The 24,138-nt window shown below is 63.0% G+C and carries 19 protein-coding genes; 9 read left to right on the top strand and 10 right to left on the bottom strand.

The annotated features are described in order from the left end of the window. Positions 1 to 64: 64 nt before the first annotated feature. Both JOE27_RS22220 and JOE27_RS22215 read right to left on the bottom strand, forming a co-directional pair. Positions 65 to 394 carry a hypothetical protein gene (locus JOE27_RS22220; protein WP_046787722.1) on the bottom strand — a complete coding sequence of 110 codons (330 nt, stop codon included), beginning with the start codon at positions 392 to 394 and terminating at the stop codon, positions 65 to 67. A gap of 108 nt (positions 395 to 502) precedes the next feature. Next, entirely contained in the window at positions 503 to 1,198 is a 696-nt protein-coding gene (locus JOE27_RS22215) for a hypothetical protein (RefSeq protein ID WP_204920652.1), read from the bottom strand. A 130-nt stretch (positions 1,199 to 1,328) separates the two neighbouring features. Between JOE27_RS22215 and rapA the strand changes: the two genes are divergently transcribed. Next, positions 1,329 to 4,175 carry an RNA polymerase-associated protein RapA gene (gene rapA, locus JOE27_RS22210; RefSeq protein ID WP_012313078.1) on the top strand — a complete coding sequence of 949 codons (2,847 nt, stop codon included), beginning with the start codon at positions 1,329 to 1,331 and terminating at the stop codon, positions 4,173 to 4,175. 201 nt (positions 4,176 to 4,376) lie between these two features. Continuing rightward, positions 4,377 to 6,641: an EAL domain-containing protein gene (locus JOE27_RS22205; RefSeq protein ID WP_174142043.1), complete on the top strand. Its 2,265-nt coding sequence runs from the start codon at positions 4,377 to 4,379 to the stop codon at positions 6,639 to 6,641. Here the strand turns inward: JOE27_RS22205 and JOE27_RS22200 are convergent. Together JOE27_RS22200 and JOE27_RS22195 are read right to left on the bottom strand one after the other, a co-directional pair. After that, a complete protein-coding gene (locus tag JOE27_RS22200; RefSeq protein ID WP_196997594.1) occupies positions 6,541 to 7,428 on the bottom strand; it encodes an NAD(P)-dependent oxidoreductase in 888 nt (295 codons plus the stop codon). The two genes, JOE27_RS22205 and JOE27_RS22200, sit on opposite strands and share 101 nt — an antisense overlap. Positions 7,429 to 7,588: 160 nt before the next feature. After that, a complete protein-coding gene (locus tag JOE27_RS22195; protein WP_046787726.1) occupies positions 7,589 to 7,903 on the bottom strand; it encodes a DUF2288 domain-containing protein in 315 nt (104 codons plus the stop codon). Between the two features lie 359 nt (positions 7,904 to 8,262). On the opposite strand from JOE27_RS22195, the gene JOE27_RS22190 reads away from it, so the two are divergent. The 7 genes from JOE27_RS22190 to JOE27_RS22160 all read left to right on the top strand — a co-directional run bounded on the left by JOE27_RS22190 (position 8,263) and on the right by JOE27_RS22160 (position 15,816). Continuing rightward, positions 8,263 to 9,378, top strand: a complete 1,116-nt coding sequence (locus JOE27_RS22190) for a branched-chain amino acid ABC transporter substrate-binding protein (RefSeq protein ID WP_012313074.1) — start codon at positions 8,263 to 8,265, stop codon at positions 9,376 to 9,378. Positions 9,379 to 9,564: 186 nt separating this feature from the next. Beyond that, positions 9,565 to 10,488 carry a high-affinity branched-chain amino acid ABC transporter permease LivH gene (gene livH, locus JOE27_RS22185; protein ID WP_008097482.1) on the top strand — a complete coding sequence of 308 codons (924 nt, stop codon included), beginning with the start codon at positions 9,565 to 9,567 and terminating at the stop codon, positions 10,486 to 10,488. After that, complete coding sequence (locus JOE27_RS22180; RefSeq protein WP_012313073.1) at positions 10,485 to 11,741, top strand: high-affinity branched-chain amino acid ABC transporter permease LivM; 1,257 nt, start codon at positions 10,485 to 10,487, stop codon at positions 11,739 to 11,741. Before livH ends, JOE27_RS22180 begins: the two co-directional genes overlap by 4 nt. Further along, on the top strand, positions 11,738 to 12,505 hold the full coding sequence (gene livG / locus JOE27_RS22175) for a high-affinity branched-chain amino acid ABC transporter ATP-binding protein LivG (protein ID WP_039604710.1): 768 nt from the start codon (positions 11,738 to 11,740) through the stop codon (positions 12,503 to 12,505). Before JOE27_RS22180 ends, livG begins: the two co-directional genes overlap by 4 nt. After that, complete coding sequence (locus tag JOE27_RS22170) at positions 12,506 to 13,207, top strand: ATP-binding cassette domain-containing protein (protein WP_046787727.1); 702 nt, start codon at positions 12,506 to 12,508, stop codon at positions 13,205 to 13,207. 223 nt (positions 13,208 to 13,430) lie between these two features. Continuing rightward, the gene (locus tag JOE27_RS22165; RefSeq protein WP_115273736.1) at positions 13,431 to 14,105 is read left to right on the top strand and encodes a hypothetical protein; all 675 of its coding nucleotides are present in this window, start codon (positions 13,431 to 13,433) and stop codon (positions 14,103 to 14,105) included. 103 nt (positions 14,106 to 14,208) lie between these two features. After that, positions 14,209 to 15,816 carry an NAD(P)/FAD-dependent oxidoreductase gene (locus tag JOE27_RS22160; protein WP_115273735.1) on the top strand — a complete coding sequence of 536 codons (1,608 nt, stop codon included), beginning with the start codon at positions 14,209 to 14,211 and terminating at the stop codon, positions 15,814 to 15,816. Positions 15,817 to 15,893: 77 nt separating this feature from the next. Here the strand turns inward: JOE27_RS22160 and JOE27_RS22155 are convergent, their stop codons facing one another. The 6 genes from JOE27_RS22155 to dinG all read right to left on the bottom strand — a co-directional run bounded on the left by JOE27_RS22155 (position 15,894) and on the right by dinG (position 24,055). After that, on the bottom strand, positions 15,894 to 16,358 hold the full coding sequence (locus tag JOE27_RS22155) for a glycine zipper 2TM domain-containing protein (RefSeq protein ID WP_012313068.1): 465 nt from the start codon (positions 16,356 to 16,358) through the stop codon (positions 15,894 to 15,896). Positions 16,359 to 16,558: 200 nt separating this feature from the next. Beyond that, complete coding sequence (gene pdxH, locus JOE27_RS22150; protein WP_046787730.1) at positions 16,559 to 17,206, bottom strand: pyridoxamine 5'-phosphate oxidase; 648 nt, start codon at positions 17,204 to 17,206, stop codon at positions 16,559 to 16,561. Between the two features lie 19 nt (positions 17,207 to 17,225). After that, positions 17,226 to 18,209, bottom strand: a complete 984-nt coding sequence (locus JOE27_RS22145) for an OmpA family protein (protein WP_174142046.1) — start codon at positions 18,207 to 18,209, stop codon at positions 17,226 to 17,228. Between the two features lie 99 nt (positions 18,210 to 18,308). Beyond that, positions 18,309 to 19,454 (bottom strand): serine hydrolase domain-containing protein, encoded by a 1,146-nt coding sequence (locus JOE27_RS22140; RefSeq protein ID WP_046787732.1) that lies wholly within the window; start codon positions 19,452 to 19,454, stop codon positions 18,309 to 18,311. A 107-nt stretch (positions 19,455 to 19,561) separates the two neighbouring features. Continuing rightward, positions 19,562 to 21,829 carry a beta-galactosidase gene (locus JOE27_RS22135; protein WP_204919911.1) on the bottom strand — a complete coding sequence of 756 codons (2,268 nt, stop codon included), beginning with the start codon at positions 21,827 to 21,829 and terminating at the stop codon, positions 19,562 to 19,564. An 81-nt stretch (positions 21,830 to 21,910) separates the two neighbouring features. Beyond that, positions 21,911 to 24,055 (bottom strand): ATP-dependent DNA helicase DinG, encoded by a 2,145-nt coding sequence (dinG, locus tag JOE27_RS22130; RefSeq protein ID WP_115273732.1) that lies wholly within the window; start codon positions 24,053 to 24,055, stop codon positions 21,911 to 21,913. Positions 24,056 to 24,138: the final 83 nt, after the last annotated feature.

The following is a 24,138-nucleotide window of genomic DNA, read 5'->3' as shown; positions in this document are numbered from 1 at the left end:
ATCAACAGAGACTTGCATGATGCCGCCAGGCGTTGGCCATGACCAGCCCTGCGGCACAGGGCGCCTAGACTTCGATATCGACCAGCAGGCCCTGGCGCGGCTGCTCGCCCATGAGCGGGGCCACCGGTACGGTGTTGTCGCCGTTGACTTCTTCACCCGGCAAGGCACTGTAGCGCTCGTCGCCACCCTGTTTATTACGCCGCTGCTGCCGGCGCTGCTCCTCACGCAGCAGCAAGACCTGCTCCTGCGGGTCGCGTTGCTGCTTGAGGTCAATGGCGCTCTCCCCTGAGGCAGGCTGCGTGGGGACCACGGGCTTGATGTCCGGGGTCGGCTTGACCGGGTCCTGTTGCGAGGTCACTGGGGCGGCACTGAGCGGAATGATCGGCGGCAGCATGAGAATTCTCCTGTGCCCAGTGTATCGGCCGGTTGTCAGCCGCCTTGAGGGCCGGCGAATAGGGTAATGCGGCCGAAACCGGCCACGTCATGCCAGTATAGACAGCGGCTATGAAGCTTCGTCGTCAGGGTCGTCATCACTTGGCGGGCTGGCCTCGCTCCAAGGGCGCTTGAAGACCTGCTGCCAGACCGCGTTCATGTGCTCGCGCAGCACTGGCGCCGCGTTCTTCAGCGAGGCACTGTCCTCGCGCTCACCGCCGATCGGCTCTTCGCCTGCCGGGGTGATCAGCGACTGCCCAGTGATGGTGTAACTGGCCTGGCCCTCACGCATCTCGATGGCAATGTCATGCGGGTCGATGCCACCGCCACAGAACGAATGGCTGGCCACCGTCACCTCGGCGATGCCGTCCTTGTTCAGGTCACCCACATCGCTGACATCGTTGTAGAAGTCGACATCGAGGTCCAGGCCAGGGCAGGTGGTTTCCTGCTCGATCTGCCAGCGCGGCTTGAACCCGTCGCCCTCGGTGGCTCGCCCGTACAGCGTGGCCTTGAGCTCTACCTTGTCCACTTCCTGCTCGGACTCGGCATCGACCGCCTGGCCATCGCTGCGGCTGAGCACCAGCAGGCCTTCACCGTCACGGTCACGGAAATGCACGCTCTTGATCGGCGTCTGCACACCCAGCACCTCGAGTTGCTCCACCGGGATCGCCGGCAGGCTTTCGAAGTTTTTCTGCTCGCAAGCGGCCAGCAGCGCGAGGCTGCCCACGGCCAGAGAGGCGTTCAACCAGCGGTGCTTGAGCGGCATGGCGTGCGTAGCCCTCATCGGCAAGACGGTGTTCTGCGATGAAACAGCTAGACTCTTGGACTTCAACTCTATGGTCCGCCGGGCCTATCCGTTAACATAGCCGGCTTTTCATCGCGGGAGTTCAGGCAGTATGGCGCAGCAGTATCAACCGGGGCAACGCTGGATCAGTGACAGCGAAGCGGAGCTCGGCCTGGGGACCATCCTGGCCCAGGATGGCCGCTTGCTGACCGTGCTCTACCCGGCCACTGGCGACACCCGCCAGTATTCCCTGCGCAATGCGCCGCTGACCCGCGTGCGCTTCTCGCCAGGTGACCAGATCACCCACTTCGAAGGCTGGAAGCTGACGGTACGCGAAGTCGAGGACATCGACGGGCTGATGGTCTACCACGGCCTCGACGGCCAGAACCAGCCGCGCACCCTGCCGGAAACCCAGCTGTCGAACTTCATCCAGTTCCGCCTGGCCAGCGACCGTCTGTTCGCCGGTCAGATCGACCCGCTGTCCTGGTTCAGCCTGCGCTACAACACGCTGCAGCACACCAGCAAGCAGGTCCAGTCGTCGCTGTGGGGCCTGGGAGGCTGCCGCGCGCAGCCGATCGCCCACCAGTTGCACATCGCCCGCGAAGTGGCGGACCGCAGCGCACCTCGCGTACTGCTGGCCGACGAAGTGGGCCTGGGCAAAACCATCGAAGCCGGCCTGGTGATCCACCGCCAGTTGCTGACCGGGCGTGCCAACCGCGTGCTGATCCTGGTACCGGAAAACCTCCAGCACCAATGGCTGGTGGAAATGCGTCGGCGCTTCAACCTGCAGGTGGCACTGTTCGACGCCGAACGTTTCATTGAAAGCGACGCCAGCAACCCGTTCGAGGACGCCCAGTTGGCACTGGTCGCCCTGGAGTGGCTGGTCGAGGACGAAAAGGCCCAGGACGCGCTGTTCGCCGCAGGCTGGGACCTGATGGTGGTCGATGAAGCCCACCACCTGGTATGGCACGAAGACAAGGCCAGCACCGAATACAGCCTGGTCGAGCAACTGGCCCAGGTCATCCCGGGCGTACTGTTGCTCACCGCCACCCCCGAGCAGCTTGGTCAGGACAGTCACTTCGCCCGCCTGCGCCTGCTCGACCCCAATCGCTTCCATGACCTGGCAGCCTTCCGTGCCGAAAGCGAGCACTATCGCCCGGTGGCTGAAGCCGTACAGGAACTGCTCGACGAAGGCCGCCTGTCACCCAAGGCCCACGCCACCATCCAGGGTTTCCTGGGTGCCGAGGGCGAAGCCCTGCTGGCTGCAGTCAGCGATGGCGACAGCCAGGCCAGCGCCCGCCTGATCCGCGAGCTGCTCGACCGCCATGGCACTGGCCGCGTCCTGTTCCGCAACACCCGTGCGGCCATCCAGGGTTTCCCGGAGCGCGAACTGCACCCTTACCCGCTGCCAATGCCGGAACAGTACCGCGACCTGCCAGCCGGCGAGCACGCCGAGCTGTACCCGGAAGTCGCGTTCCAGGCACAAGGTGAAGTCAGCGACGACGAGCGCTGGTGGCGTTTCGACCCTCGCGTCGACTGGCTGATCGACACCCTGAAGATGCTCAAGCGCACCAAGGTTCTGGTGATCTGCGCCCACGCCGAAACCGCCATGGACCTGGAAGACGCGCTGCGCGTGCGCTCCGGCATTCCGGCCTCGGTGTTCCATGAAGGCATGAGCATCCTTGAGCGCGACCGCGCCGCAGCCTATTTCGCCGACGAAGAGTTCGGCGCCCAGGTGCTGATCTGCTCCGAGATCGGCAGCGAAGGGCGCAACTTCCAGTTCGCCCACCACCTGGTGATGTTCGACCTGCCGGCCCACCCGGACCTGCTCGAGCAGCGCATCGGCCGCCTTGACCGGATCGGTCAGAAGCACGTCATTCAGTTGCACATCCCCTACCTGCAGGAAGGCCCGCAAGAGCGCCTGTTCCAGTGGTACCACGAAGCACTCAACGCCTTCCTCAACACCTGCCCGACCGGCAACGCCCTGCAGCACCAGTTCGGCCCGCGCCTGCTGCCGATGCTCGAAGGCGGGGACAGCAAGGCCTGGGATGCCCTGGTAGCCGAAGCCAAAGGTGAGCGTGAACGCCTGGAAGCAGAACTGCACAGCGGCCGCGACCGCCTGCTGGAGCTCAACTCCGGCGGTGCCGGCGAAGGCCAGGCGCTGGTCGAGGACATCCTTGAGCAGGACGACCAGTTCGCTCTGCCGATCTACATGGAAACCCTGTTCGACGCCTTTGGCATCGACAGCGAAGACCACTCGGAAAACGCCCTCATCCTCAAGCCGAGCGAGAAGATGCTCGACGCCAGCTTCCCGCTGGGCGATGACGAAGGCGTCACCATCACCTACGACCGTGGCCAGGCGCTGTCGCGCGAAGACATGCAGTTCCTCACCTGGGAACACCCGATGGTGCAGGGCGGCATGGACCTGGTATTGTCCGGTTCGATGGGCAACACCGCCGTCGCGCTGATCAAGAACAAGGCGCTCAAGCCTGGCACCGTGCTGCTTGAACTGCTGTTCGTCAGCGAGGTGGTGGCGCCGCGCAGCCTGCAATTGGGCCGCTACCTGCCGCCTGCGGCGCTGCGCTGCCTGCTCGATGCCAACGGCAACGACCTGGCCTCGCGCGTGGCCTTCGAAACGCTCAACGAGCAGCTCGAAAGCGTGCCTCGGGCCAGCGCCAACAAGTTCGTACAGGCCCAGCGTGACGTGCTGGCCAAGCGCATCAGTGGCGGTGAAGCCAAGATCATGCCGACCCACGTCGAGCGTGTGGCAGAGGCGCAACGCCGCTTGGCCGCCGAAGCCGACGAAGAACTGGCGCGCCTGACCGCTCTGAAAGCCGTCAACCCGAGCGTACGCGACAGCGAAATCGACGCCCTGCGCAAGCAGCGCGAAGATGGCCTGGCAATGCTCGAAAAGGCCGCACTGCGCCTGGAGGCGATCCGCGTGCTGGTGGCTGGCTAAGACTGGATTGCAGCCATTGGGGAGGTGCCCATGCACCTCCCCTCTCCTTTATACCCGCGCGTTATCACCCCAATAACCAAATCGTTGCAATCAAAGAGCCATTACCCCGGAAGGTTTAAACACCCGTTCCTATACTCCTTTCTGGATAGTCTCCTTGGGGGTTGATTGGAGACCAGTGCGAACTCGACCATGGGGCAAGCAATGGAATGGCTGGGACTGCAACTGTTCTCCGATGTGCCGGCTAGCGGTAGCATCGTCATCGACTGCCGTCATGAACCACTACTGATCCTGATCGCCTTCGCCGTGGCCAGCGCGGCCTGCTTTGCCACCCTGGACATGGCCGAGCGCCAATCCCACAGCGAGCAACCGGCTGCCCAGAGGCAATGGCGCATGCTGGGTGCCTGCTGCCTTGCCGGCGGTATCTGGGCGATGCACTTCATCAGCATGCTGGCGTTCAGGGCACCACTGGAAATGCACTACGACGCCTCGCTGACCGGGCTTTCGCTGCTGATTGCACTGGGTGTGGCCTGGATGGCGATGACCAGCCTCGATCGCGAGCGCATGGGGCCGCAGCATTACCTGCAAAGCGCCATGCTGATCGGCCTGGGTATCATCCTCATGCATTTTGTCGGCATGGCGGCGCTGCAGACCGGTGCCAAGCAGTACTACCAAACCGAGCTGTTGCTGGCCAGCACGGCCATCGCCCTGCTGACCAGCCTGGCCGCACTGCTGATGGCCCGCTACTTCCGCAACGGCAGCGGCACTGTGCATCAAGCCCTGAAATATGGCGCGAGCCTGCTCATGGCCGGCGGCATCGTTGCCACCCATTTCACCGCAATGGCCGCGATGACGCTGGTCATTCCTGCCGACACCGCCCTGCGCTTGCCCTCTGCTGACAACAGCCTGCAACTGGGCCTGACCGTGGCCTTCATTACCCTGCTGATCAGCGCAAGCAGCATCAGCGCTGCCCTGGCCGACAAAAAGCTGCAGAGCAAGGAACACGACCTGCGCAGGGTGAACATGCTGCTCAGCCAACTGGACCAGGCCCGCGCTTCTTTGCAGCAAGCCGCTCACTACGATGCACTGACCAGCCTGGTCAACCGTCGGGGCTTCAACCAGGTGTTCGCCGAACGCCTGGCCGAACAGAACCCCGAAGTGCACCGCCTGGCGGTGATGTTTCTCGACATTGACCATTTCAAACGGATCAACGACAGCCTCGGCCATGACGCCGGTGACCAACTGCTCAAGGTGATCGCCAGCCATATCAAAGCGGCCACACGCAGCCACGACCTGGTGGCACGCTTCGGCGGCGACGAATTCTGCGTGGTTACCAGCCTCAATGGGCCTGACGAAGCTCGCCATCTGGCACAGCGCATCATGCAGCGCATGAAGGACCCCATCGACCTGGGCGGGCGGCGCATGGTCATGACCACCAGCATCGGCGTCAGTATTTACCCCGACGACGGCCTCACCGCTGAAGAGCTGCTCAAGCACGCCGACCTTGCCCTTTATCAATCCAAGGGCAGCGGGCGCAACAGCCTGCATTTTTTCAACAGCAGCCTGAAAAACCGCGCCACCCTTGAACTGCAACTGGAAGAAGAGCTGCGCATCGCCTTGCTTGAAGAACGTGGGCTGCGCGTGCATTACCAGCCCATCTATGACTTGGGTAGCGGCCAGGTAGCCAAGCTTGAAGCCCTGGTACGCTGGCAGCATCCGCAGCATGGGCTGCTGAGCCCGGACCGGTTCATCGGTATTGCCGAAGCCAACGGCCTGATCGTCGACCTGGACCTGTGGGTGTTGCGCCACGCCTGTGATGACCTCGCGCAGTTGCATCGCCACGGCTTCGCCGACCTCAAGCTCACGGTCAACTGCTCAGCGGTGACGCTGGGCCATGACGGGTTGCCCAAAGAAGTGGAAATGGCACTGTTCCAAGCGGGCCTGGCACCTCGACACCTGGAACTTGAGGTCACCGAGAATGCCCTGATGGGTGACATCCAGCGCACGCTCAGCCTGCTCAAGCGAATTCGTGGCCAAGGTGTCAGCCTTTCGATCGATGACTTCGGCACAGGGTACTCGTCACTGGCTTACCTCAAGCGCCTGCCTCTGGACGTCCTCAAGATCGACCGTAGCTTTCTTCAGGACGTGCCTGCCAGCCTGAAGGACCGTGAAATCGTCCAGGCGATCATCGCAATGGCCCATACCCTGCATCTTCAGGTGGTCAGCGAGGGTGTAGAAACTGTCGAGCAGCATGAGTTTCTGGCCGCCAACGGCTGCGACTACCTGCAGGGCTACCTGCTCAGCCGGCCGGTACCGCTGGCGGACCTGCGGCCGATCCTGGAACGGCTCGACCGCCAGGAAGAAGCCTTCAGCGCTTGTTGCGATACAGCTCTACCAGGGTCGCCGGATCTTTTTGCAGATAACCCTGGCTACCGTGCAGGCGCATCAATTGCGCGGCGAGGCCACTGAGGGGGGTCGCCGTGCCCTGTTCGCGGGAGAACTTGACCGCACCGTCGAGGTCCTTGAGCAGCGTGCGCACATGCCATTTCACCGGTTCGAAACGGCTTTCGGCCATCTGCGGTGCCAGGATCTGCAGCGGCCTGGAGTCGGCAAAACCACCGGCCAGGGCTTGGGCGATGAGCGTTGCGTCCACACCTGACTGCTCGGCCAACGCCACGACTTCAGCAACCACCAAGGCATTGCAGGCCACGATCATCTGGTTGCAGGCCTTGGTCACCTGCCCCGCCCCCACCCCGCCCATGTGCGTGACCCGCTGGCCAAGGGTAAGCAATACCGGGCGCGCTCGTTCCAGGTCGGCAACCTCGCCGCCGACCATGATCGCCAGGCTGCCGGCCTCGGCGCCCGGCGTGCCACCGGAGACGGGCGCATCCAGCCACGCCATGCCACACAGGGCGGCCAGTTCGGCAGCCATCTCGCGGGTAGCGGTCGGCTCAAGGCTGGACAAGTCGACCAGCAGTTGCCCGCTACGCCCACCCTGGGCGATACCCTGCTCGCCGAAAACCACCTCGCGTACCACCTCCGTATCGGCCAGGCACAGCAGCACCATGTCGCTGCCCCGGCACAACCCGGCAGGGTCGGCAGCCAGCTGCGCGCCAGCCGCGACCAGCTCGGCACACTTTTCCGGGCTGCGGTTCCAGACGGTCAGCGGGTAACCTGCGGCCAGCAGGCGCCGACACATCGGCAGCCCCATCAGACCAATCCCGGCGAATCCAAGCGAAGGCAGTTCAGTGCTCATAACGACTCCTGGCAAATCCGATAGTTATCCGGGCCGTACCACGGCCCCATTACGCATCCCGTAAACTGTTACCGCCACGCCGAATTGTTACCTACCTCCACCCCACCTGAACGCCATCGAGCACCAGAATGGGGCAGCTGCGCATTTTCGCGCACCAAAATCATCCGGCGGATTTGGCGCTCTTCACCTGAATCACGATGAACGGCGAAACCACGACCGCCCATATCTCTGGATCGCGGGTTTGCAGGTCGAGCGCCTGTTCGGCCGTGACAGGGCCCACGGTGCCATCATCACGCCACTTGGCGAACATCTCGCTGCGATTCTGCGCCATCACTTCGGCAACCGCTATCAGGTCCAGGCTGGGGTCGACCCAAATCAGGTCACCCTTTGCCCAAAAACGCTCCAATGCCTTCCACTCGATAGTTGCCGTCTCGCCAAGCAATTTGGCATAGAGGGTGCTTGTTTGATCAGTCATGGGTTTCTACCGCAAATATCGGCCAATAAAAAAGGCCGGCATTTTTGCAGAAAAACCCGGTTTCAAATATGTAATTTGGTCGATTGGCCCAGAACTTGTGGGGTAGGGCCGAAGATGCAGGCGATGTAATGGCGCCTTTCTGTATCTTTGTGTCGATCATGCGACAACCCGCGAAACAGGCGCTTTTCGCCCGCTTTTCAAGCGCTCGGGCAGCGCTCTACACTGTACCGGTACAGTTCCGGGACATGTTCCGGGGGAAGGTGGGCATGCAGTGTGGCGTGGCCATACCGCAAATCCCGCCCGGTCTGTAGCCCTGGCCGCCAGGACTATAAGAATTACAACAGAATGAGTGGAGCACTATGATCAAGATTTCCAAGCTGTTCGCCGCAATGGTACTGGCCGGGGTAGCCAGCCATTCGTTTGCCGCCGATACCATCAAGATCGGCATCGCCGGTCCGAAAACCGGTCCTGTGACCCAGTACGGCGACATGCAGTTCATCGGCGCAAAACAGGCCATCAAGGACATCAACGCCAAGGGCGGCGTCGATGGCAAAATGCTTGAAGCCAAGGAATACGACGACGCGTGCGACCCTAAACAGGCCGTGGCAGTCGCCAACAAAGTGGTCAACGACGGCGTCAAGTTCGTCATCGGCCACCTGTGCTCCAGCTCCACCCAGCCAGCGTCCGACATCTACGAAGACGAAGGCGTGATCATGATCACCCCGGCCGCCACCAGCCCGGAAATCACCGCCCGTGGTTACAAGCTGATCTTCCGCACCATCGGCCTGGACAGCGCCCAAGGCCCTGCGGCCGGCAACTACATCGCCGACCACGTCAAGCCGAAGGTCGTTGCAGTGCTGCACGACAAGCAGCAGTACGGTGAAGGCATCGCCACCGCCGTCAAGCAGACCCTGGAAGGCAAAGGCACCAAGGTTGCCGTCTTCGAAGGCCTGAACGCCGGTGACAAGGACTTCTCCTCGATCATCCAGAAGCTCAAGCAGAACAACGTCGACTTCGTCTACTACGGCGGCTACCACCCAGAGCTGGGTCTGATCCTGCGCCAGGCTCAGGAAAAAGGCCTGAAAGCCAAGTTCATGGGGCCAGAAGGCGTAGGCAACGACTCGATCTCGCAGATCGCCCAGAACGCCTCCGAAGGCCTGCTGGTCACCCTGCCGAAGTCGTTCGACGCCGACCCTGAGAACAAGGCCATCGTCGATGCCATCAAGGCTGACGGCAAGGACCCGAGCGGTCCGTTCGTGTTCCCGGCCTACTCCGCCGTGGAGCTGATCGCCAAAGGCATCGAGGCTGCCAAGTCCGAAGACACCGACAAGGTGGCAGCCGCCATCCACGCCGGCTCGTTCAAGACCCCGACCGGCACGCTGTCGTACGACGAAAAAGGCGACCTCAAAGACTTCAAGTTCGTGGTCTACGAATGGCACTTCGGCAAGCCGAAGACCGAAGTCTCCCCTCAGTAACTGCGTGACTGAATAGCTGACCGTAAAAGCCCACTGTGCGAGCAGTGGGCTTTGTTTTACGAGGTTCATGGACCTGATTCCCGCGATCCGGGGGCCGGTTCACCTGAAAATCTTAAAACCGTCACTCGCGGTTTCCTGGCCTACCCCCGCCAGCGAAATGCAAATCAGGTTTTTAGGAGCGCTGTAATGCCTGAGATCTACCATTTCTTCCAACAACTGGTTAATGGATTGACCATCGGCAGCACCTATGCCTTGATCGCCATCGGTTACACGATGGTGTACGGCATCATTGGCATGATCAACTTCGCCCATGGCGAGGTGTACATGATCGGTTCCTATGTGGCCTTCATCGCCCTCGCAGGGCTGGCCATGATGGGTATCCATTCGCTGCCGATCCTGATGACCGTTGCCTTCGTCGCGACGATCTTCGTCACCAGCGCCTATGGCTACAGCATCGAACGGGTTGCCTACCGCCCCCTGCGCAACAGCAACCGTCTGATCCCGCTGATTTCCGCCATCGGCATGTCGATTTTCCTGCAGAACACCGTGCTGCTGTCGCAGGATTCCAAGGACAAATCCATCCCTAACCTGATCCCCGGGAGCTTCTCCTTCGGGCCAGGCGGTGCTGAAGAAGTCCTGATCAGCTACATGCAGATCCTGGTGTTCGTGGTCACCCTGGTGGCCATGACCCTGCTGACCCTGTTCATCTCCCGCTCTCGCCTGGGGCGCGCCTGCCGCGCCTGCGCCGAGGACATCAAGATGGCCAACCTGCTGGGCATCAACACCAACAACATCATCGCCCTGACCTTCGTCATCGGTGCCGCGCTGGCGGCGGTGGCGGCTGTGCTGCTGAGCATGCAGTACGGCGTGATCAACCCCAACGCCGGTTTCCTGGTGGGCCTGAAGGCCTTCACGGCGGCGGTACTGGGTGGCATCGGCAGCATTCCGGGCGCGATGCTCGGTGGCCTGGTGCTGGGCGTGGCCGAAGCCTTTGGCGCTGATATCTTCGGCGACCAGTACAAGGACGTGGTGGCATTCGGCCTGTTGGTTCTTGTCCTGCTGTTCCGGCCGACCGGCATCCTCGGCCGCCCGGAGGTTGAAAAAGTATGAACAGAAATCTCAAACAGGCGTTCTTCAGCGCCTTGCTGGTGTGGGCCGTGGCCTTCCCGGTGCTGGGCCTGAAACTGAGCATCGATGGCATCAGCCTGGTGGTGCACAGCCAGGGCTCGTTCACCATCGGCATCATCGCCGCCTGCTCGGTGCTGATGTTCCTGCGCGTGCTGTTCGACAGGCAGTGGAGCTCGGTGATGGGCCGCCGCTCGGATCGCAAGCTGATCTCGCCCGCGGTAAGCAATTACCTGACCCTGCCCAAGACACAACGCTGGATCATCATCGGGCTGATCGTGGTGGCGCTGGTCTGGCCGTTCTTCGGCTCGCGCGGCGCCGTCGACATCGCCACGCTGATCCTGATCTACGTGTTGCTGGGCCTGGGCCTGAACATCGTGGTCGGCCTGGCGGGCCTGCTGGACCTGGGTTACGTCGGCTTCTACGCTGTCGGCGCCTACAGCTATGCGATGCTGTCGCACTACCTGGGCTGGAGCTTCTGGGTATGCTTGCCGATCGCCGGCCTGATGGCCGCGACCTTCGGCTTCCTGCTCGGCTTCCCGGTGCTGCGCCTGCGCGGTGACTACCTGGCGATCGTGACCCTGGGCTTCGGCGAGATCATCCGCCTGTTCCTACGAAACCTGACCGACTGGACCGGCGGCCCCAACGGCATCAGCAACATCCCCAAACCGGAGCTCTTCGGCCTCACCTTCGAGCGGCGTGCTGCCGAGGGGATGCAGACCTTCCACGAGTACTTCGGGTTGCCGTACAACTCGATCAACAAGGTCATCTTCCTCTACCTGGTGGCACTGTTGCTGGCACTGCTGGCGCTGTTCGTCATCAATCGCCTGCTGCGCATGCCCATCGGGCGCGCCTGGGAGGCGCTGCGTGAAGATGAGATCGCCTGCCGCGCGCTGGGCCTGAACCCGACTGTGATCAAGCTCTCGGCATTCACCCTGGGCGCCTGCTTCGCCGGTTTCGCCGGCAGCTTCTTCGCCGCCCGTCAAGGGTTGGTGACACCCGAGTCGTTCACCTTCATCGAGTCGGCGATCATCCTCGCCATCGTCGTGCTTGGCGGCATGGGCTCACAACTGGGCGTGATCCTCGCGGCCATCGTGATGATCCTGCTACCTGAGCTGATGCGTGAGTTCAGCGAATACCGGATGTTGATGTTCGGTGCGCTGATGGTGTTGATGATGATCTGGCGTCCGCAAGGCTTGCTGCCTATGCAACGTCCACACATGGAGCTGCGTCGATGAGCCGCGAAATTCTGCAAGTCAGCGGCCTGAGCATGCGCTTCGGCGGCTTGTTGGCGGTCAACGGCGTGGCCCTGACCGTCAAGGAAAAACAGGTAGTGGCGCTGATCGGCCCGAACGGCGCTGGCAAGACCACCGTGTTCAACTGCCTCACCGGCTTCTACAAGCCCAGCGGCGGCACCATCCTGCTCGACGGCCAGCCGATCCAAGGCCTGGCCGGCCACCAGATCGCCCGCAAGGGCGTGGTGCGGACCTTCCAGAACGTGCGCCTGTTCAAAGAGATGACCGCGCTGGAAAACCTGCTGATCGCCCAGCACCGCCACCTCAACACCAACTTCTTCGCCGGCCTGTTCAAGACCCCAAGCTTCCGCCGCAGCGAGAAAGAGGCCTTGGAGCGCGCGCAGTACTGGCTGGAGAAGGTCAACCTGACCGAGTTCGCCAACCGTACCGCCGGCACCCTGGCCTACGGCCAGCAACGCCGCCTGGAAATCGCCCGCTGCATGATGACCCAGCCGCGGATCATCATGCTGGACGAGCCGGCAGCGGGCCTGAACCCCAAGGAAACCGAGGACCTCAAGGCGTTGATCGCCTATCTGCGTGAGTCGCACAACGTCACCGTGCTGCTGATCGAACACGACATGAAGCTGGTGATGAGCATTTCCGACCATATCGTCGTCATCAACCAGGGCACGCCCCTGGCAAACGGCACACCGGAGGAAATTCGCGACAACCCTGACGTGATCAAAGCCTACCTGGGGGAAGCGTAAATGCTGAAGTTCGAGAACGTCTCCACCTTCTACGGCAAGATCCAGGCGTTGCACAGCGTCAACGTCGAGATCAATCAGGGTGAGATCGTCACCCTGATTGGTGCCAACGGTGCGGGCAAGTCAACCTTGCTGATGACCCTGTGCGGCTCGCCGCAGGCGCACAGCGGCAGCATCAAGTACCTGGGTGAAGAGCTGGTCGGCCAGCCTTCTTCGCACATCATGCGCAAGAGCATCGCCGTGGTCCCGGAGGGCCGCCGTGTGTTCGCCCGCCTGACCGTCGAGGAAAACCTCGCCATGGGCGGCTTCTTCACCGACAAAGGCGACTATCAGGAGCAACTGGACAAAGTCCTGCAACTGTTCCCGAGGCTGAAAGAGCGTTATCTCCAGCGCGGCGGCACCATGTCCGGCGGCGAGCAGCAGATGCTGGCCATCGGCAGGGCGCTGATGAGCAAGCCCAAGCTGCTGCTGCTCGACGAGCCCTCGTTGGGCCTGGCGCCTATCATCATCCAGCAGATCTTCGACATCATCGAACAGTTGCGCCGCGATGGCGTGACGGTGTTCCTGGTGGAACAGAACGCCAACCAGGCGTTGAAGGTCGCCGATCGGGCCTATGTGCTGGAGAATGGCCGGGTTGTAATGCAAGGCACGGGGGAGGCGCTGCTGACCGACCCGAAAGTGCGTGACGCCTACCTGGGCGGTTGACTGGCAAAGGGCTTCGGGTTCAGGCCAGTCAGTTAGCTTTATCAGGGCTGCTACGCAGCCCATCGCCGGCAAGCCAGCGCCTACAGGGTCAGCGCTGTTCCTGTAGCAGCCGGCTTGCCGGCGATGGGCCGCAAAGCGGCCCCAAATCGCTTTCTCTTGTGATCAGCGCCTGGCATGGGTACCGTGGCCTGCACTTCATGCAAGCATCCCGGAGCCCCGTCCCATGCGCCTCACCCCTTCCCTGCTACTCACCGCCCTGCTGCCCCTGTTCGCCGGCTGCCAGATGCTGGCCGCCCCACCAAGCGATCCGAACATCGGCACTGTGCGCATGCAGGGCGAATTGAGCGCCGGGGGCGGCCAGTTGCTGTTCAAGCCCTGCAATGAACCCCGTCGCTTCGTGATCAAGGATGTGGCCGGCACCGGCATTTTGCAGGAAGCCGCCAACCTGGCAGACGACGCCGGTGACAAACTGTTCGCCGATGTGCGCGGGCGCCTCACCGGCAGCAAGCAGGCCAACAGCGACGGCCAGCTCGAGGTGCGCCGCCTGTACCGCCTGGACCCGTCCACCCGCGCCTGCGAAGATCCCAACTTCAAGCAGCTGACCCTGCGCGCCAGCGGCCATGAGCCTGAGTGGGACATCAAGGCCAGTGGCAAAGGCATGGTGCTCAACCGCATTGGCAAGGAGCCATTGCCGCTGCCCTTCCTGGAAGAGGAAGTGCCCGGCGGCGGCCTGACCCTGAGCAGCGAAGCCAACGGCCAGCAGGTGGAACTGTGGGTCGCCCCGCAGCGTTGCGTCGATACTGCCACCGGTGCCGTGCACCACCTGCGCGCCGAGCTGAGCATCGATGGCCAGACCCTGCAGGGCTGCGGCTACTACGGCGGTGCACGCGACAACTGATCGCCGGGCACTTTTATCCTGCCAGTCAGGGCGGCGAACAGCTTATACTTGGCGGTTTGTGTAAAGCCGCCGGCCGCCCATGGCCGGGATACTGGACCCTGCCATGCTACGAATCACCGAACTGAAGCTGCCCCTGGACCATCCCGACGAAGCGCTGCGCGAAGCCATTGTCCAGCGCCTGGGCATCCGCGATGAGCAACTGCTCAGCTTCAACCTGTTCAAGCGCAGCTACGATGCGCGCAAGAAGAACAGCGAATTGCTGTTCATCTACACCATCGACCTTGAAGCCAGCAACGAAGCGGAGCTACTAGCCAAGTTCGCTGACGATCGCAATATCAGCGTCGCGCCGGATGTCACCTACAAGTACGTTGGCCACGCCCCTGCCGACCTGCAGGAGCGTCCGGTCGTGGTCGGCTTCGGCCCGTGCGGTATCTTCGCCGGCCTGCTGCTGGCCCAGATGGGCTTCAAGCCGATCATCCTGGAGCGTGGCAAGGAAGTGCGCCAGCGCACCAAGGACACCTGGGGCCTGTGGCGCAAGAGCGTGCTCAACCCCGAGTCCAACGTGCAGTTCGGCGAAGGCGGTGCCGGGACCTTCTCCGACGGCAAGCTGTACAGCCAGATCAAGGACCCGCTTCACCATGGCCGCAAGGTACTGGAAGAGTTCGTCAAGGCCGGTGCGCCGGACGAGATCCTCTACATCAACAAGCCGCACATCGGTACCTTCCGCCTGACCGGCATGGTCGAGCAGATGCGCCAGGACATCATCGCCCTGGGCGGTGAAGTGCGCTTCCAGGAAAAAGTCACCGACCTGCTGATCGACGATGGCCAACTGAGCGGCGTGGTGCTGGAGAGCGGCGAGCAGCTGCAGTCGCGCCACGTGGTGCTTGCCTTGGGCCACAGCGCCCGTGACACTTTCCGCATGCTGCACGGCAAAGGCGTGTTCATGGAAGCCAAGCCCTTCTCGGTGGGCTTCCGTATCGAGCACCCGCAAACGCTGATCGACAAGGCGCGCCTTGGCAAATATGCCGGTCACCCGAAACTGGGTGCCGCTGACTACAAGCTGGTGTACCACGCCAAGAACGGCCGCTCCGTATACAGCTTCTGCATGTGCCCCGGCGGTACCGTGGTCGCTGCCACCAGCGAACCAGGCCGCGTCGTCACCAATGGCATGAGCCAGTATTCGCGTAACGAGCGCAACGCCAACTCCGGCATCGTGGTCGGTATCGACCCTGAGCGCGATTACCCGGGCGGCCCGCTGGCGGGTATCGAGCTGCAGGAGCGCCTGGAGGCGCACGCTTATGTAATGGGCGGTAGCAACTATCAGGCACCGGCACAGTTGGTGGGTGACTTCGTTGCCGGCAAACCCTCCACCGCGCTGGGTAGCGTCGAGCCGTCTTACAAGCCGGGCGTGACCTTGGGTGACCTGGCGCCGAGTTTGCCGGATTTCGCCATCGAGGCAATCCGCGAGGCGCTGCCAGCCTTCGATCGACAGATCAAAGGCTACAACCTGCATGACGCAGTGCTGACTGGCATCGAGACACGCACCTCCTCGCCGCTGCGCATCACCCGCGGCGAGGATTACCAGAGCCTGAACGTGAAGGGGTTGTTCCCTGCAGGTGAAGGTGCCGGGTACGCCGGGGGCATTCTTTCGGCGGGTGTTGATGGCATTCGCATTGCCGAAGCCGTGGCGCGGGATATGCTTGGGCTGTAAGCCGGCGACAGGGCCAGGGCAGGCAAATAAAAAACCCCGAACGGGCCTGGCCAGTTCGGGGTTTTGTTTTGGCGCGGTCAGTGCGTAACGCGGCTGGTACCGTCGACAGTCATGATGCGCACACGCTCACCGACGCGGAAGATTTCGTTCTCCTGCACGGCCTGAACGTAGGCGCGCATGCTGCCATCGTCCTCACGCACGGTGATTTCGACACCTTGGGTGCGGGTGATGCCTTCCTCGGCAGCGGAACCCGCCAGGCCACCGGCCACGGCACCGATTACCGCTGCAACGATACTGCCACGGCCACCACCAATGGCACTGCCGGCAACACCACCGACAATCGCGCCTGCACCGCCGCCGATAGGGGTTTTGGTGCCTTCGATCTTGACCGGACGCAGGGACTCGATAGTACCCATGCGCACGGTCTGCACGCGACGGGCCTCATCACGGGAGTAGCTGTCGCCGGTCAGGCTCGAAGCACAGCCGCCCAACAACAACGACATGGTGGTAAAGGTCGCCACCAGCAAAGCGGATTTACGCATGGGTAAAGTCTCCATAAGTCAGGTGTCCATTAGACGCTGCACCTCGACGGCTGTCACGGTAGCAAAGCCATAAAATTATTTCCGTTCAGCTACGGTACAGTCTCCGAGCCGGGCCTGGAGATCTAGACAGAGGATAGTCAGGGTTTACTGCATTGAAGTGGTGACAGCATACATGGGGCTACCGCGCAGCCCCATGAACGTCACGGAGCCAGGCGCTCGCGCTGCCACTGGCCATCGACCCACCGATAGTTCAGCCGGTCGTGCAGCCGGCTCGCCCGCCCTTGCCAGAACTCGATGCGCTCGGGCAGCAGGCGGTAGCCTCCCCAATGCTCGGGGCAGTGGGGCTGGGTGTCGGAGAACCGGGCCTCAGTGGCCTTCACCAGCCCTTCGAGCGCCTCGCGGCTGGCAATCACCCGGCTTTGCGGTGACGCCCAGGCCCCAAGGCGGCTCCCCAGCGGGCGGACCTGGTAATAGTCATCCGACTCTTGGGGCGTAACCTTTTCCACACGCCCCTCAATGCGCACCTGACGCTCCAGCGCCGGCCAGAAGAAGGTCATGGCAGCGTAGGGGTTGGCCTGGAGTTGCTGGCCCTTGGCGCTGTCGTAGTTGGTGAAGAAGGTGAACCCTCGGTCGTCGAGCCCCTTGAGCAGCAAAACGCGGCAATGGGGACGGCCATCACCGTCGACCGTGGCGAGGGTCATGGCATTGGCCTCCACCGGTGCCTGCTCGGTCTTTACCGCATCGGCGAACCACTGATGGAACAGAGCGAACGGCTCGCCCGGCGCCTGGGCTTCTGCCAGGCCATCACGGGTGTAGTCGCGGCGCATATCGGCCAGGGATTGGGTCATGGCTGCGTTTCCTTGACGATCAGTTGGTCTTCGCAGGGCTGTTGGCGGCTACTTTTTTCTCGGCCGTAGCTTTCTTGGCAGCGGGCTTGGCCGGCGCGGCTTTCTTTTTGGCGGTGGTTTTAGCAGGTGCCTTGGCTTTGGCTGCAGGCTTTTTGGCAGCAGGTTTGGCCGCTGCCTTGGCGGCTGGTTTGGTAACAGCTGCCTTGGTAGCGGGTGCCTTGGTGTCCTGGACAGCGACCATCGAGGCCGGTGCCGGCGCTGGCCGCTGATATTTGGCCATCAGGGCAAGCATGGTGTTCTGCGGGGTCAGCAGCATCTCCACGCGGCGGTTAAGGGACCGGCCTTCGACGCTGTCGTTGGCCGCGCGCGGCATTTCAGAGCCCATGCCCTTGAGCGAAAGACGGTCACGCTTCAAGCCGCTCAAACGGAAGATCGCCGACACGGAAGCGGCGCGCTCCAGGCTGAGCTTCTGGTTGGTAGCAGCAGCGCCGCTGGTGTCGGCGTGGCCCAGCACCAGCACGGCAGTCTTGGGGTCGCCTTCGACGGCTTTGGCCACACGGGTAATCGGGCCCAGGCTCATAGGCAACAGCATGTTCGGACGGTCCGGGTTGTAGGAGCTGTCAGCCGGGATGGTCACAACCAACACATTCTCACGGCGCTCCAGCTCCAGTTTGCTGTCCTTGATCGCTTCACGCAGTTTTGGCTCGTACTGATCGAGCCAGGCCTGGGTGGCCTTTTCGTCGATTTTTGGTACAACCGGGCCCTTGGCCTGCTTGTCGTCACCGCCAAAGGGCCACCACCAGCGGCTGGCGCTCTCGGACTTGGCATCGGCCTTGGCGACTTTTTCGGTGACGGCCTGCTTCACTTCCTGCTCGGCGACCTCGTCCGTACCGAATGGCCACCAGCTGCTGAGGCCGCCCTTCGAGGCATCCTGAGAATGGCTGGCGCAGCCGGTCATAGCGGTCAGGCACAGGGCGAGAGCTAAGGTTTTATGTGAAGACATCAGCGATACACCATGAAATAGAAAGAAATTTTGCCCACACACTTGAGGCGTTGGCATTGAGGATAGTCAAAGGGGTTGCGCAATACCCGCGTTACCCGATCAAAGGCAAGTGCCAAGGACACGCACCAGTTGCTGGGCTCTTGGGTCCATGAGCACGTAAGGGCCAAGGGTATTGACCACGAAACCGAAGGCAACGTCGTGCTCGGGGTCGGCAAAACCGACCGAACCACCTGCGCCGGGATGCCCAAAGGCCCGCGCACCCAGGCCGAAGGTGGCGTTGGCCACTGTGGGTTGGTCCAGCATGCAGCCAAGGCCGAAACGGGTCTGGGTCAGCAGGGTACGATCCTCGCCGATGCTGTGTTCACGCGTCAGTTCATCGAGCAATTCGGACTCGAGCAAGCTGCCGTCGAGCAGGCCGGCATAGAAACCCGCCAGGCTACGGGCATTGCCGTGACCGTTGGCCGCCGGTTGCTGCATGCGGCGCCACTCAGGCTTGTTGGTGCTGGTGAGGATGGCCGGCGGGTTGGTGAACGCACGGGTAGACAACGCCTCGGGCTCACGCATGGTCACCTGCAGCAAGCGCTGGGCGGCAGCATCGCCGGCGTTGCCCTTGCCGCGTGCGATATGGGCCACGCGATCGAATTCTTCGTCCGCCAGGCCTACATGGAAGTCCAGCCCCAGCGGCCGCGCGGTACGCGCCACGATCGACTCCCCTGGGCCACGGCCATCGGCGCGGCGGATCAGCTCGCCGATCAGCCAGCCGTAGGTGATGGCGGCATAGCCGTGCGCGGTACCCGGCGCCCACCAAGGTGTTTCGGCGGCCAGCGCATCGACCATGGTTTGCCAGTCATACAGGGCCTCTGCTGGCAGCAGCTCGCGGATGGCGGGCAAACCCGCCCTGTGGCTGAGCAGCTGGCGCAGGGTGACGCTCTCTTTGCCTGCCTGGGCAAACTCGGGCCAGTAGCGCGCCACCGGAGCATCCAGCGCCAGCTTGCCCTCACCGACCAGTTGCAGTGCGGTGACGGCAGTGAAGGTCTTGGTGCAGGAGAACAGATTGGCGATGGTATCGCTGTGCCAGGCCTGCTGGCCATCTTTGTCGGCGCTGCCCGCCCAAAGGTCGATTACAGTCTCGCCACCGACCTGGATGCACAGCGCCGCGCCGCGCTCCTGGGGATCATCGAACAATGCCGCAAACGCTTCGCGCACTGCCTCGAACTTCAGCTCATAGTGACCCTGGATCTGCACCCGCCTGTTCTCCGTTCGACCTTGCTGAAAAAGGGAGGCATTGTTTCAGTAGTTGGCGGTTTTGCCTACTGGGCAAGGCTGGATGATCACGCAGAAAAGCACCCTTTTCAGGGCGCCTCGTCGGTTGGCGCGCCCGTGGTAGAGCTCCCTTCGTGCAACAGGCTGCTCAACTGACCAACGGCCTGCCGGTTACTCTTGCGCACCGCCTCGACAAAACCCGGATATGGCATATCGGTGATCGCCACCAGCCCTAGGTGCCCGTTTTCACCATCGAGCAAACGCCCGCTGGCAGGCTGGTCGAGGTACTGGAACCAGTGAGCGCCGACGATCATCGGCTGCGCCAGTGCCGCCTTGAGGAAGTTGCCGTAGGCCGGGCCCCGATCCTCTTCACGCGCCACTTCCACCGGCCCCGGCCAGAAAGGCCCACGGTCACGGGAACCGAACTGGAACTCGGACACCAGCACCGGCTTGTCCAGCTCCGCCAGCTGGGCGAAGTCGTAGCCGTCATCGGGTTTGAGGGTATAGAAGTTGAAGCTCAGCACATCGCAGAACTCGGCGCAGGCCTTGACCGCTTCGGGTGTGCTGACGGCAAAGCGCCCGCCCAGCAGAAGGTGGTTGGGCGCATGCCAGCTCAGCGAATCGGCGATGGTCTTGAAATAGGTTTCGGCGAACACCTGCTGGAAGTGCTGGTAATCGCGTTCGATCTCAGGGTGCTCGGGGTTGGGCAGCGGCGCCTCGAAGCCTGGGTCTTCCATCAATTCCCAGGCTTGCAGGTCGATGCCCCAGGCCTTGGACACCCCCTGCTGGTTACGGTACTTGTCGCGCAGTTGCTTGAGGAAGGCACGCTTGGCCGGCACATCGGTTGTCAGACGCAGGGTGCCATAGGCAAGGCCGTAACGGGCCTTGGGGTCATTGCCAGGCGCAGCCCAGGCCAGCTCGTTATCGGCAAAGTACCCGATCAGCCAGGGATCATCCCGGTGGTCACGGGCGGCGATGGCTACGGCTCGCTCGGTGGCCATGGCGAAACGCGGATCGAACGGGTCGGGCATGCGCCCCCACCAGTCCATGCCTGTGCTGATGCTGGCATAGTCACCGACGATCGACAGCGGCAGGGTATAGGGCATGCGTTTGGCCTGGCCGAGTTCGGGGTCGCTCCAGTTGCCCAGGGTGTTGAAGCCCCAGGCCTGCAACCGATCGAGCGTATGCGCCTGCCAACGAGCGCTATACAGCGCAAGGGGCGGGCAGGGCGCGGCAGGTTGCCCCTCCTCCCCTGCCGGGCAAGGTTTGCCATGGGCGCGCTGGATGTTGGCTGCATAGAAGTCGAACCAACGCCCCTTCTTGAAGTTGCGCCCCTGCGACGATGCATTGCCATCATCGTTGTTGCCCTCGCCATAAAAGGCGGCAAGCGCGTCACCTTCGCCCGGCAGCACGCCGAACATCCCTTCGCGGCCGGCGACATAGGTACGCCCGCCATCGGCAGCCACGGCATTGACGCCCAACGAGTAGAACGGATGGCCCTCGGGGGTTACCAGGTGCCAGCGGCCGTCACGTTTTTCCGTACGGAAGAAACCCGTGGCGTCGAACGCCGGCCCCGCCAACAGGCCGCCGTAGCTGTCCAGCTGTTGCTTGTGATGCTCGGCCAGCCAGGCCTTGAGCTGTTGCTGCTCGCGGTTGTCAGCAGCTTTCAGTTGTTCATCGTTGACCACCTTTTCGGGCCAGCGGCCGCGCGTGGACTGGCCATAAGCATCGATCAGTGCGTGGTAGGCCGCCTGGTAGGCAAGGTCGTCGTCCTGAATACCGACCTTCTCGATCAGCAGGTTCTGCGCAACCTTGGGGCCGGGGATGCTCAAGCTGACAGATACCACCTGCTTGAGATCGACCTCACCGGCGCTGCTGGTCAGCAGCAACCGTTGCCCTTCATGGGTCCAGGGCATCGGTGGGCCGGCGCGCATGCCCTGGCTCAGGGGGGAACTGGCCTTGAGCGGCACCATGACCGTCTGCGCAGGCCCTGCAGGCAGGTCGATACGACTGGTCAGGGTACGGCCATCGCTGCCCAGCACCGTGACATCGACGGTCAGTGCCCAGTCCATGGCACTTTGCAGGCGCAAGGTCAGAAACTGCCCGGCCGACCAATCCCATGCGCCACTGTGAGGGCTCAGCCGCAGGGTCGGCCGTTCGACCGGGTTGAACACCACCCGCCGCAACACCTCGCCTTCTGCGGTCTGTTCTGCGTTGTACTGCGGCATCCCGGCCCCCTCAGTGGCCACATTGACGACCGAAGCCGGGCGCACGAAGCTGAACAGCGTCTGCTGCCCGGCCATTGCAGAGGCGCTGAACAACAGGGTGAGAACAGCAGGCAAGGTGCGGCGGATCATAGGGCTCAGGCTCTCCTTCCAGGCCCTCATGGGCCCGCGACAGAGTGGTGGACAACGGGCCGGCACATCATGCTCCGGCCTTCAGGAAATCTCCCGCCGGAAGGGCGGCAGCGCATTGAGAATAGCCTTGCCGTAGCGTTGGGTGACCAGACGCCGGTCAAGCAAGGTAATGACGCCCCGGTCCTGCTCGGTACGCAGCAGGCGACCGCAGGCCTGAATCAGCTTCAACGATGCATCGGGTACGGCAATTTCCATGAAGGGGTTGCCACCGCGGGCCTCGATCCACTCGGCCAGTGCCGCCTCGACCGGATCGTCAGGCACGGCGAAGGGGATCTTGGCGATCACCACATGCTCGCAGTAGGCACCGGGCAGGTCGACGCCCTCGGCGAAGCTGGCCAGACCGAACAGCACACTGTGCTGGCCATCATCGACCCGCGCCTTGTGCTTGTTCAGGGTTTCCTGCTTGGACAGGTTGCCCTGAATCAGCACCAGCTTGCGCCAGTCGCGGTCCAGGCCGTCGAAGACTTCCTGCATCTGTTTGCGCGAGGAGAACAGTACCAGCGCACCGCGGGCGTCCTCGACGATGTTCGGCAGCTCGCGGATGATCGCAGCGGTATGCGCCGCAGCATCGCGCGGGTCGGCCTTGAGGTCGGGCACCCGCAGCAGGCCGGCATCGCCATGCACGAACGGGCTGGGCACCACGCAGGTCATCGCATCGCGCGGCAGGCCCGAGCGCATGCGGAAACGGTCGAACTTGCCCAGCGCGGTCAGCGTCGCCGAGGTTACCAGCGCGCCATGGGCCACGCTCCACAGGCTGCGCCGCAGCATTTCGGCTGCCAGAATGGGGCTGGCGTTGACCTCGATGTCGAACAGCGCGCCGCTTTCGGCCAGGGTCAACCAGCGGGCCATGGGCGGGCTGTCTTGCGGGTCCTCGGCAGTGAAGGCGGTCCACAGCTCCCAGTTGCCTTGGGCGCGGGTGACCAGGCTGCCGAACAAGGGGTACCACTCTTCGGCCTGATGGCTGGCGATACCGATGTTGACCTCGCCGTCCATGCCTTCCTTGAGCAGGTCGGCCAGGCGAGTGAACAGGTCGTTGAGGCGGGCGAAGCCCTTTTTCAGCTCGATGCCGACGTCGCGGATCTGCTCGGGTACCACGCCGCCTTCGAAGCGATAGCGCGGGCGCTCACGCCCCTCCACGTCCTCGCTGGGACGGAAGTCGGCGACTTGCTCGCACAAGGTGAACATGAACTGTTGCTGGGTGCGGATTTCCCGCGCCAGCTCCGGCACCTGCTCGATCAGCTTGCCCAGATCGCCCGGCAACGGGTGCTGGGCCAACAGCTTGGTCAGGTTCTTGGCGGTCTGCTCCAGCCAGTCGGCAGTGGAGCGCAAACGGGAAAAGTGAGCGAAGTGGCCGATGGCCTTGTCGGGCAGGTGGTGGCCTTCGTCGAACACGTACATCGTGTCACGCGGGTCAGGCAGCACCGCGCCGCCACCCAGGGCCAGGTCGGCCAGGACCATGTCGTGGTTGGTGACGATCACATCGACCTTGCCCATGCCTTCGCGGGCCTTGTAGAACACGCACTGCTGGAAGTTCGGGCAGTGGCGGCCGGTACATTGGCTGTGGTCGGTGGTCAGCCGCGCCCAGTCCTGGTCTTCCAGGGCCTCGGGCCAGCTGTCACGGTCGCCGTCCCAACGATTGCCGGCGAGCTTCTCGATCATGCTGTTGAACAGCTTCTGGCTGCGCTCGTCGACCTCGATGTGAAAGCCCTCTTCCTCGAACAACTGGGCAGTGGCCGATTGCGCATGGCCCTCCTGCAGCAGGATGTCGAGCTTGGACAGGCACAGGTAGCGGCCGCGGCCCTTGGCCAGGGCGAAGCTGAAGTTCAGGCCGCTGCTGCGCATGAGGTCGGGCAGGTCCTTGAAGACGATCTGCTCCTGCAGGGCCACGGTCGCGGTGGCGATCACCAGGCGCTTGCCAGCCGCCTTGGCGGCCGGGATTGCGGCCAGGCTATAGGCGACCGTCTTGCCGGTACCGGTACCCGCCTCGACCGCGACCACGGCAGGCTCGCCCGCGCGGCGGCCTTCGTCGTCGCAGGCGATGTCGCCGAGTACCTTGGCCACTTCGGCGATCATCAGGCGCTGGCCATAACGCGGCTTGAGGCTCTTGGCTTCGAGAAAACGCGAGTAGGCGCCCTGGATGGTGGCTTTGAGTTCGTTGCTGATCATGGTCTGCAGGCGCCCGAAGGGCTGGATATATTTTCAGTGTTTCGCATGGGGCGGCTATCATACCCCGCTATTGCCCATTGTGC

Source organism: Pseudomonas sp. M5, assembly GCF_016907075.1.
Classification (GTDB): domain Bacteria; phylum Pseudomonadota; class Gammaproteobacteria; order Pseudomonadales; family Pseudomonadaceae; genus Aquipseudomonas; species Aquipseudomonas putida_E.
Note: the sequence above shows the minus strand (reverse complement) of the source record. Positions and strands in the feature narration are given on the sequence as shown.

Coding starts and splice junctions, on each gene's coding strand:
- JOE27_RS22220 (WP_046787722.1), bottom strand. CDS start 394: ATGCTGCCGCCGATCATTCCGCTCAGTGCCGCCCCAGTGACCTCGCAA.
- JOE27_RS22215 (WP_204920652.1), bottom strand. CDS start 1,198: ATGCCGCTCAAGCACCGCTGGTTGAACGCCTCTCTGGCCGTGGGCAGC.
- rapA (WP_012313078.1), top strand. CDS start 1,329: ATGGCGCAGCAGTATCAACCGGGGCAACGCTGGATCAGTGACAGCGAA.
- JOE27_RS22205 (WP_174142043.1), top strand. CDS start 4,377: ATGGAATGGCTGGGACTGCAACTGTTCTCCGATGTGCCGGCTAGCGGT.
- JOE27_RS22200 (WP_196997594.1), bottom strand. CDS start 7,428: ATGAGCACTGAACTGCCTTCGCTTGGATTCGCCGGGATTGGTCTGATG.
- JOE27_RS22195 (WP_046787726.1), bottom strand. CDS start 7,903: ATGACTGATCAAACAAGCACCCTCTATGCCAAATTGCTTGGCGAGACG.
- JOE27_RS22190 (WP_012313074.1), top strand. CDS start 8,263: ATGATCAAGATTTCCAAGCTGTTCGCCGCAATGGTACTGGCCGGGGTA.
- livH (WP_008097482.1), top strand. CDS start 9,565: ATGCCTGAGATCTACCATTTCTTCCAACAACTGGTTAATGGATTGACC.
- JOE27_RS22180 (WP_012313073.1), top strand. CDS start 10,485: ATGAACAGAAATCTCAAACAGGCGTTCTTCAGCGCCTTGCTGGTGTGG.
- livG (WP_039604710.1), top strand. CDS start 11,738: ATGAGCCGCGAAATTCTGCAAGTCAGCGGCCTGAGCATGCGCTTCGGC.
- JOE27_RS22170 (WP_046787727.1), top strand. CDS start 12,506: ATGCTGAAGTTCGAGAACGTCTCCACCTTCTACGGCAAGATCCAGGCG.
- JOE27_RS22165 (WP_115273736.1), top strand. CDS start 13,431: ATGCGCCTCACCCCTTCCCTGCTACTCACCGCCCTGCTGCCCCTGTTC.
- JOE27_RS22160 (WP_115273735.1), top strand. CDS start 14,209: ATGCTACGAATCACCGAACTGAAGCTGCCCCTGGACCATCCCGACGAA.
- JOE27_RS22155 (WP_012313068.1), bottom strand. CDS start 16,358: ATGCGTAAATCCGCTTTGCTGGTGGCGACCTTTACCACCATGTCGTTG.
- pdxH (WP_046787730.1), bottom strand. CDS start 17,206: ATGACCCAATCCCTGGCCGATATGCGCCGCGACTACACCCGTGATGGC.
- JOE27_RS22145 (WP_174142046.1), bottom strand. CDS start 18,209: ATGTCTTCACATAAAACCTTAGCTCTCGCCCTGTGCCTGACCGCTATG.
- JOE27_RS22135 (WP_204919911.1), bottom strand. CDS start 21,829: ATGATCCGCCGCACCTTGCCTGCTGTTCTCACCCTGTTGTTCAGCGCC.
- dinG (WP_115273732.1), bottom strand. CDS start 24,055: ATGATCAGCAACGAACTCAAAGCCACCATCCAGGGCGCCTACTCGCGT.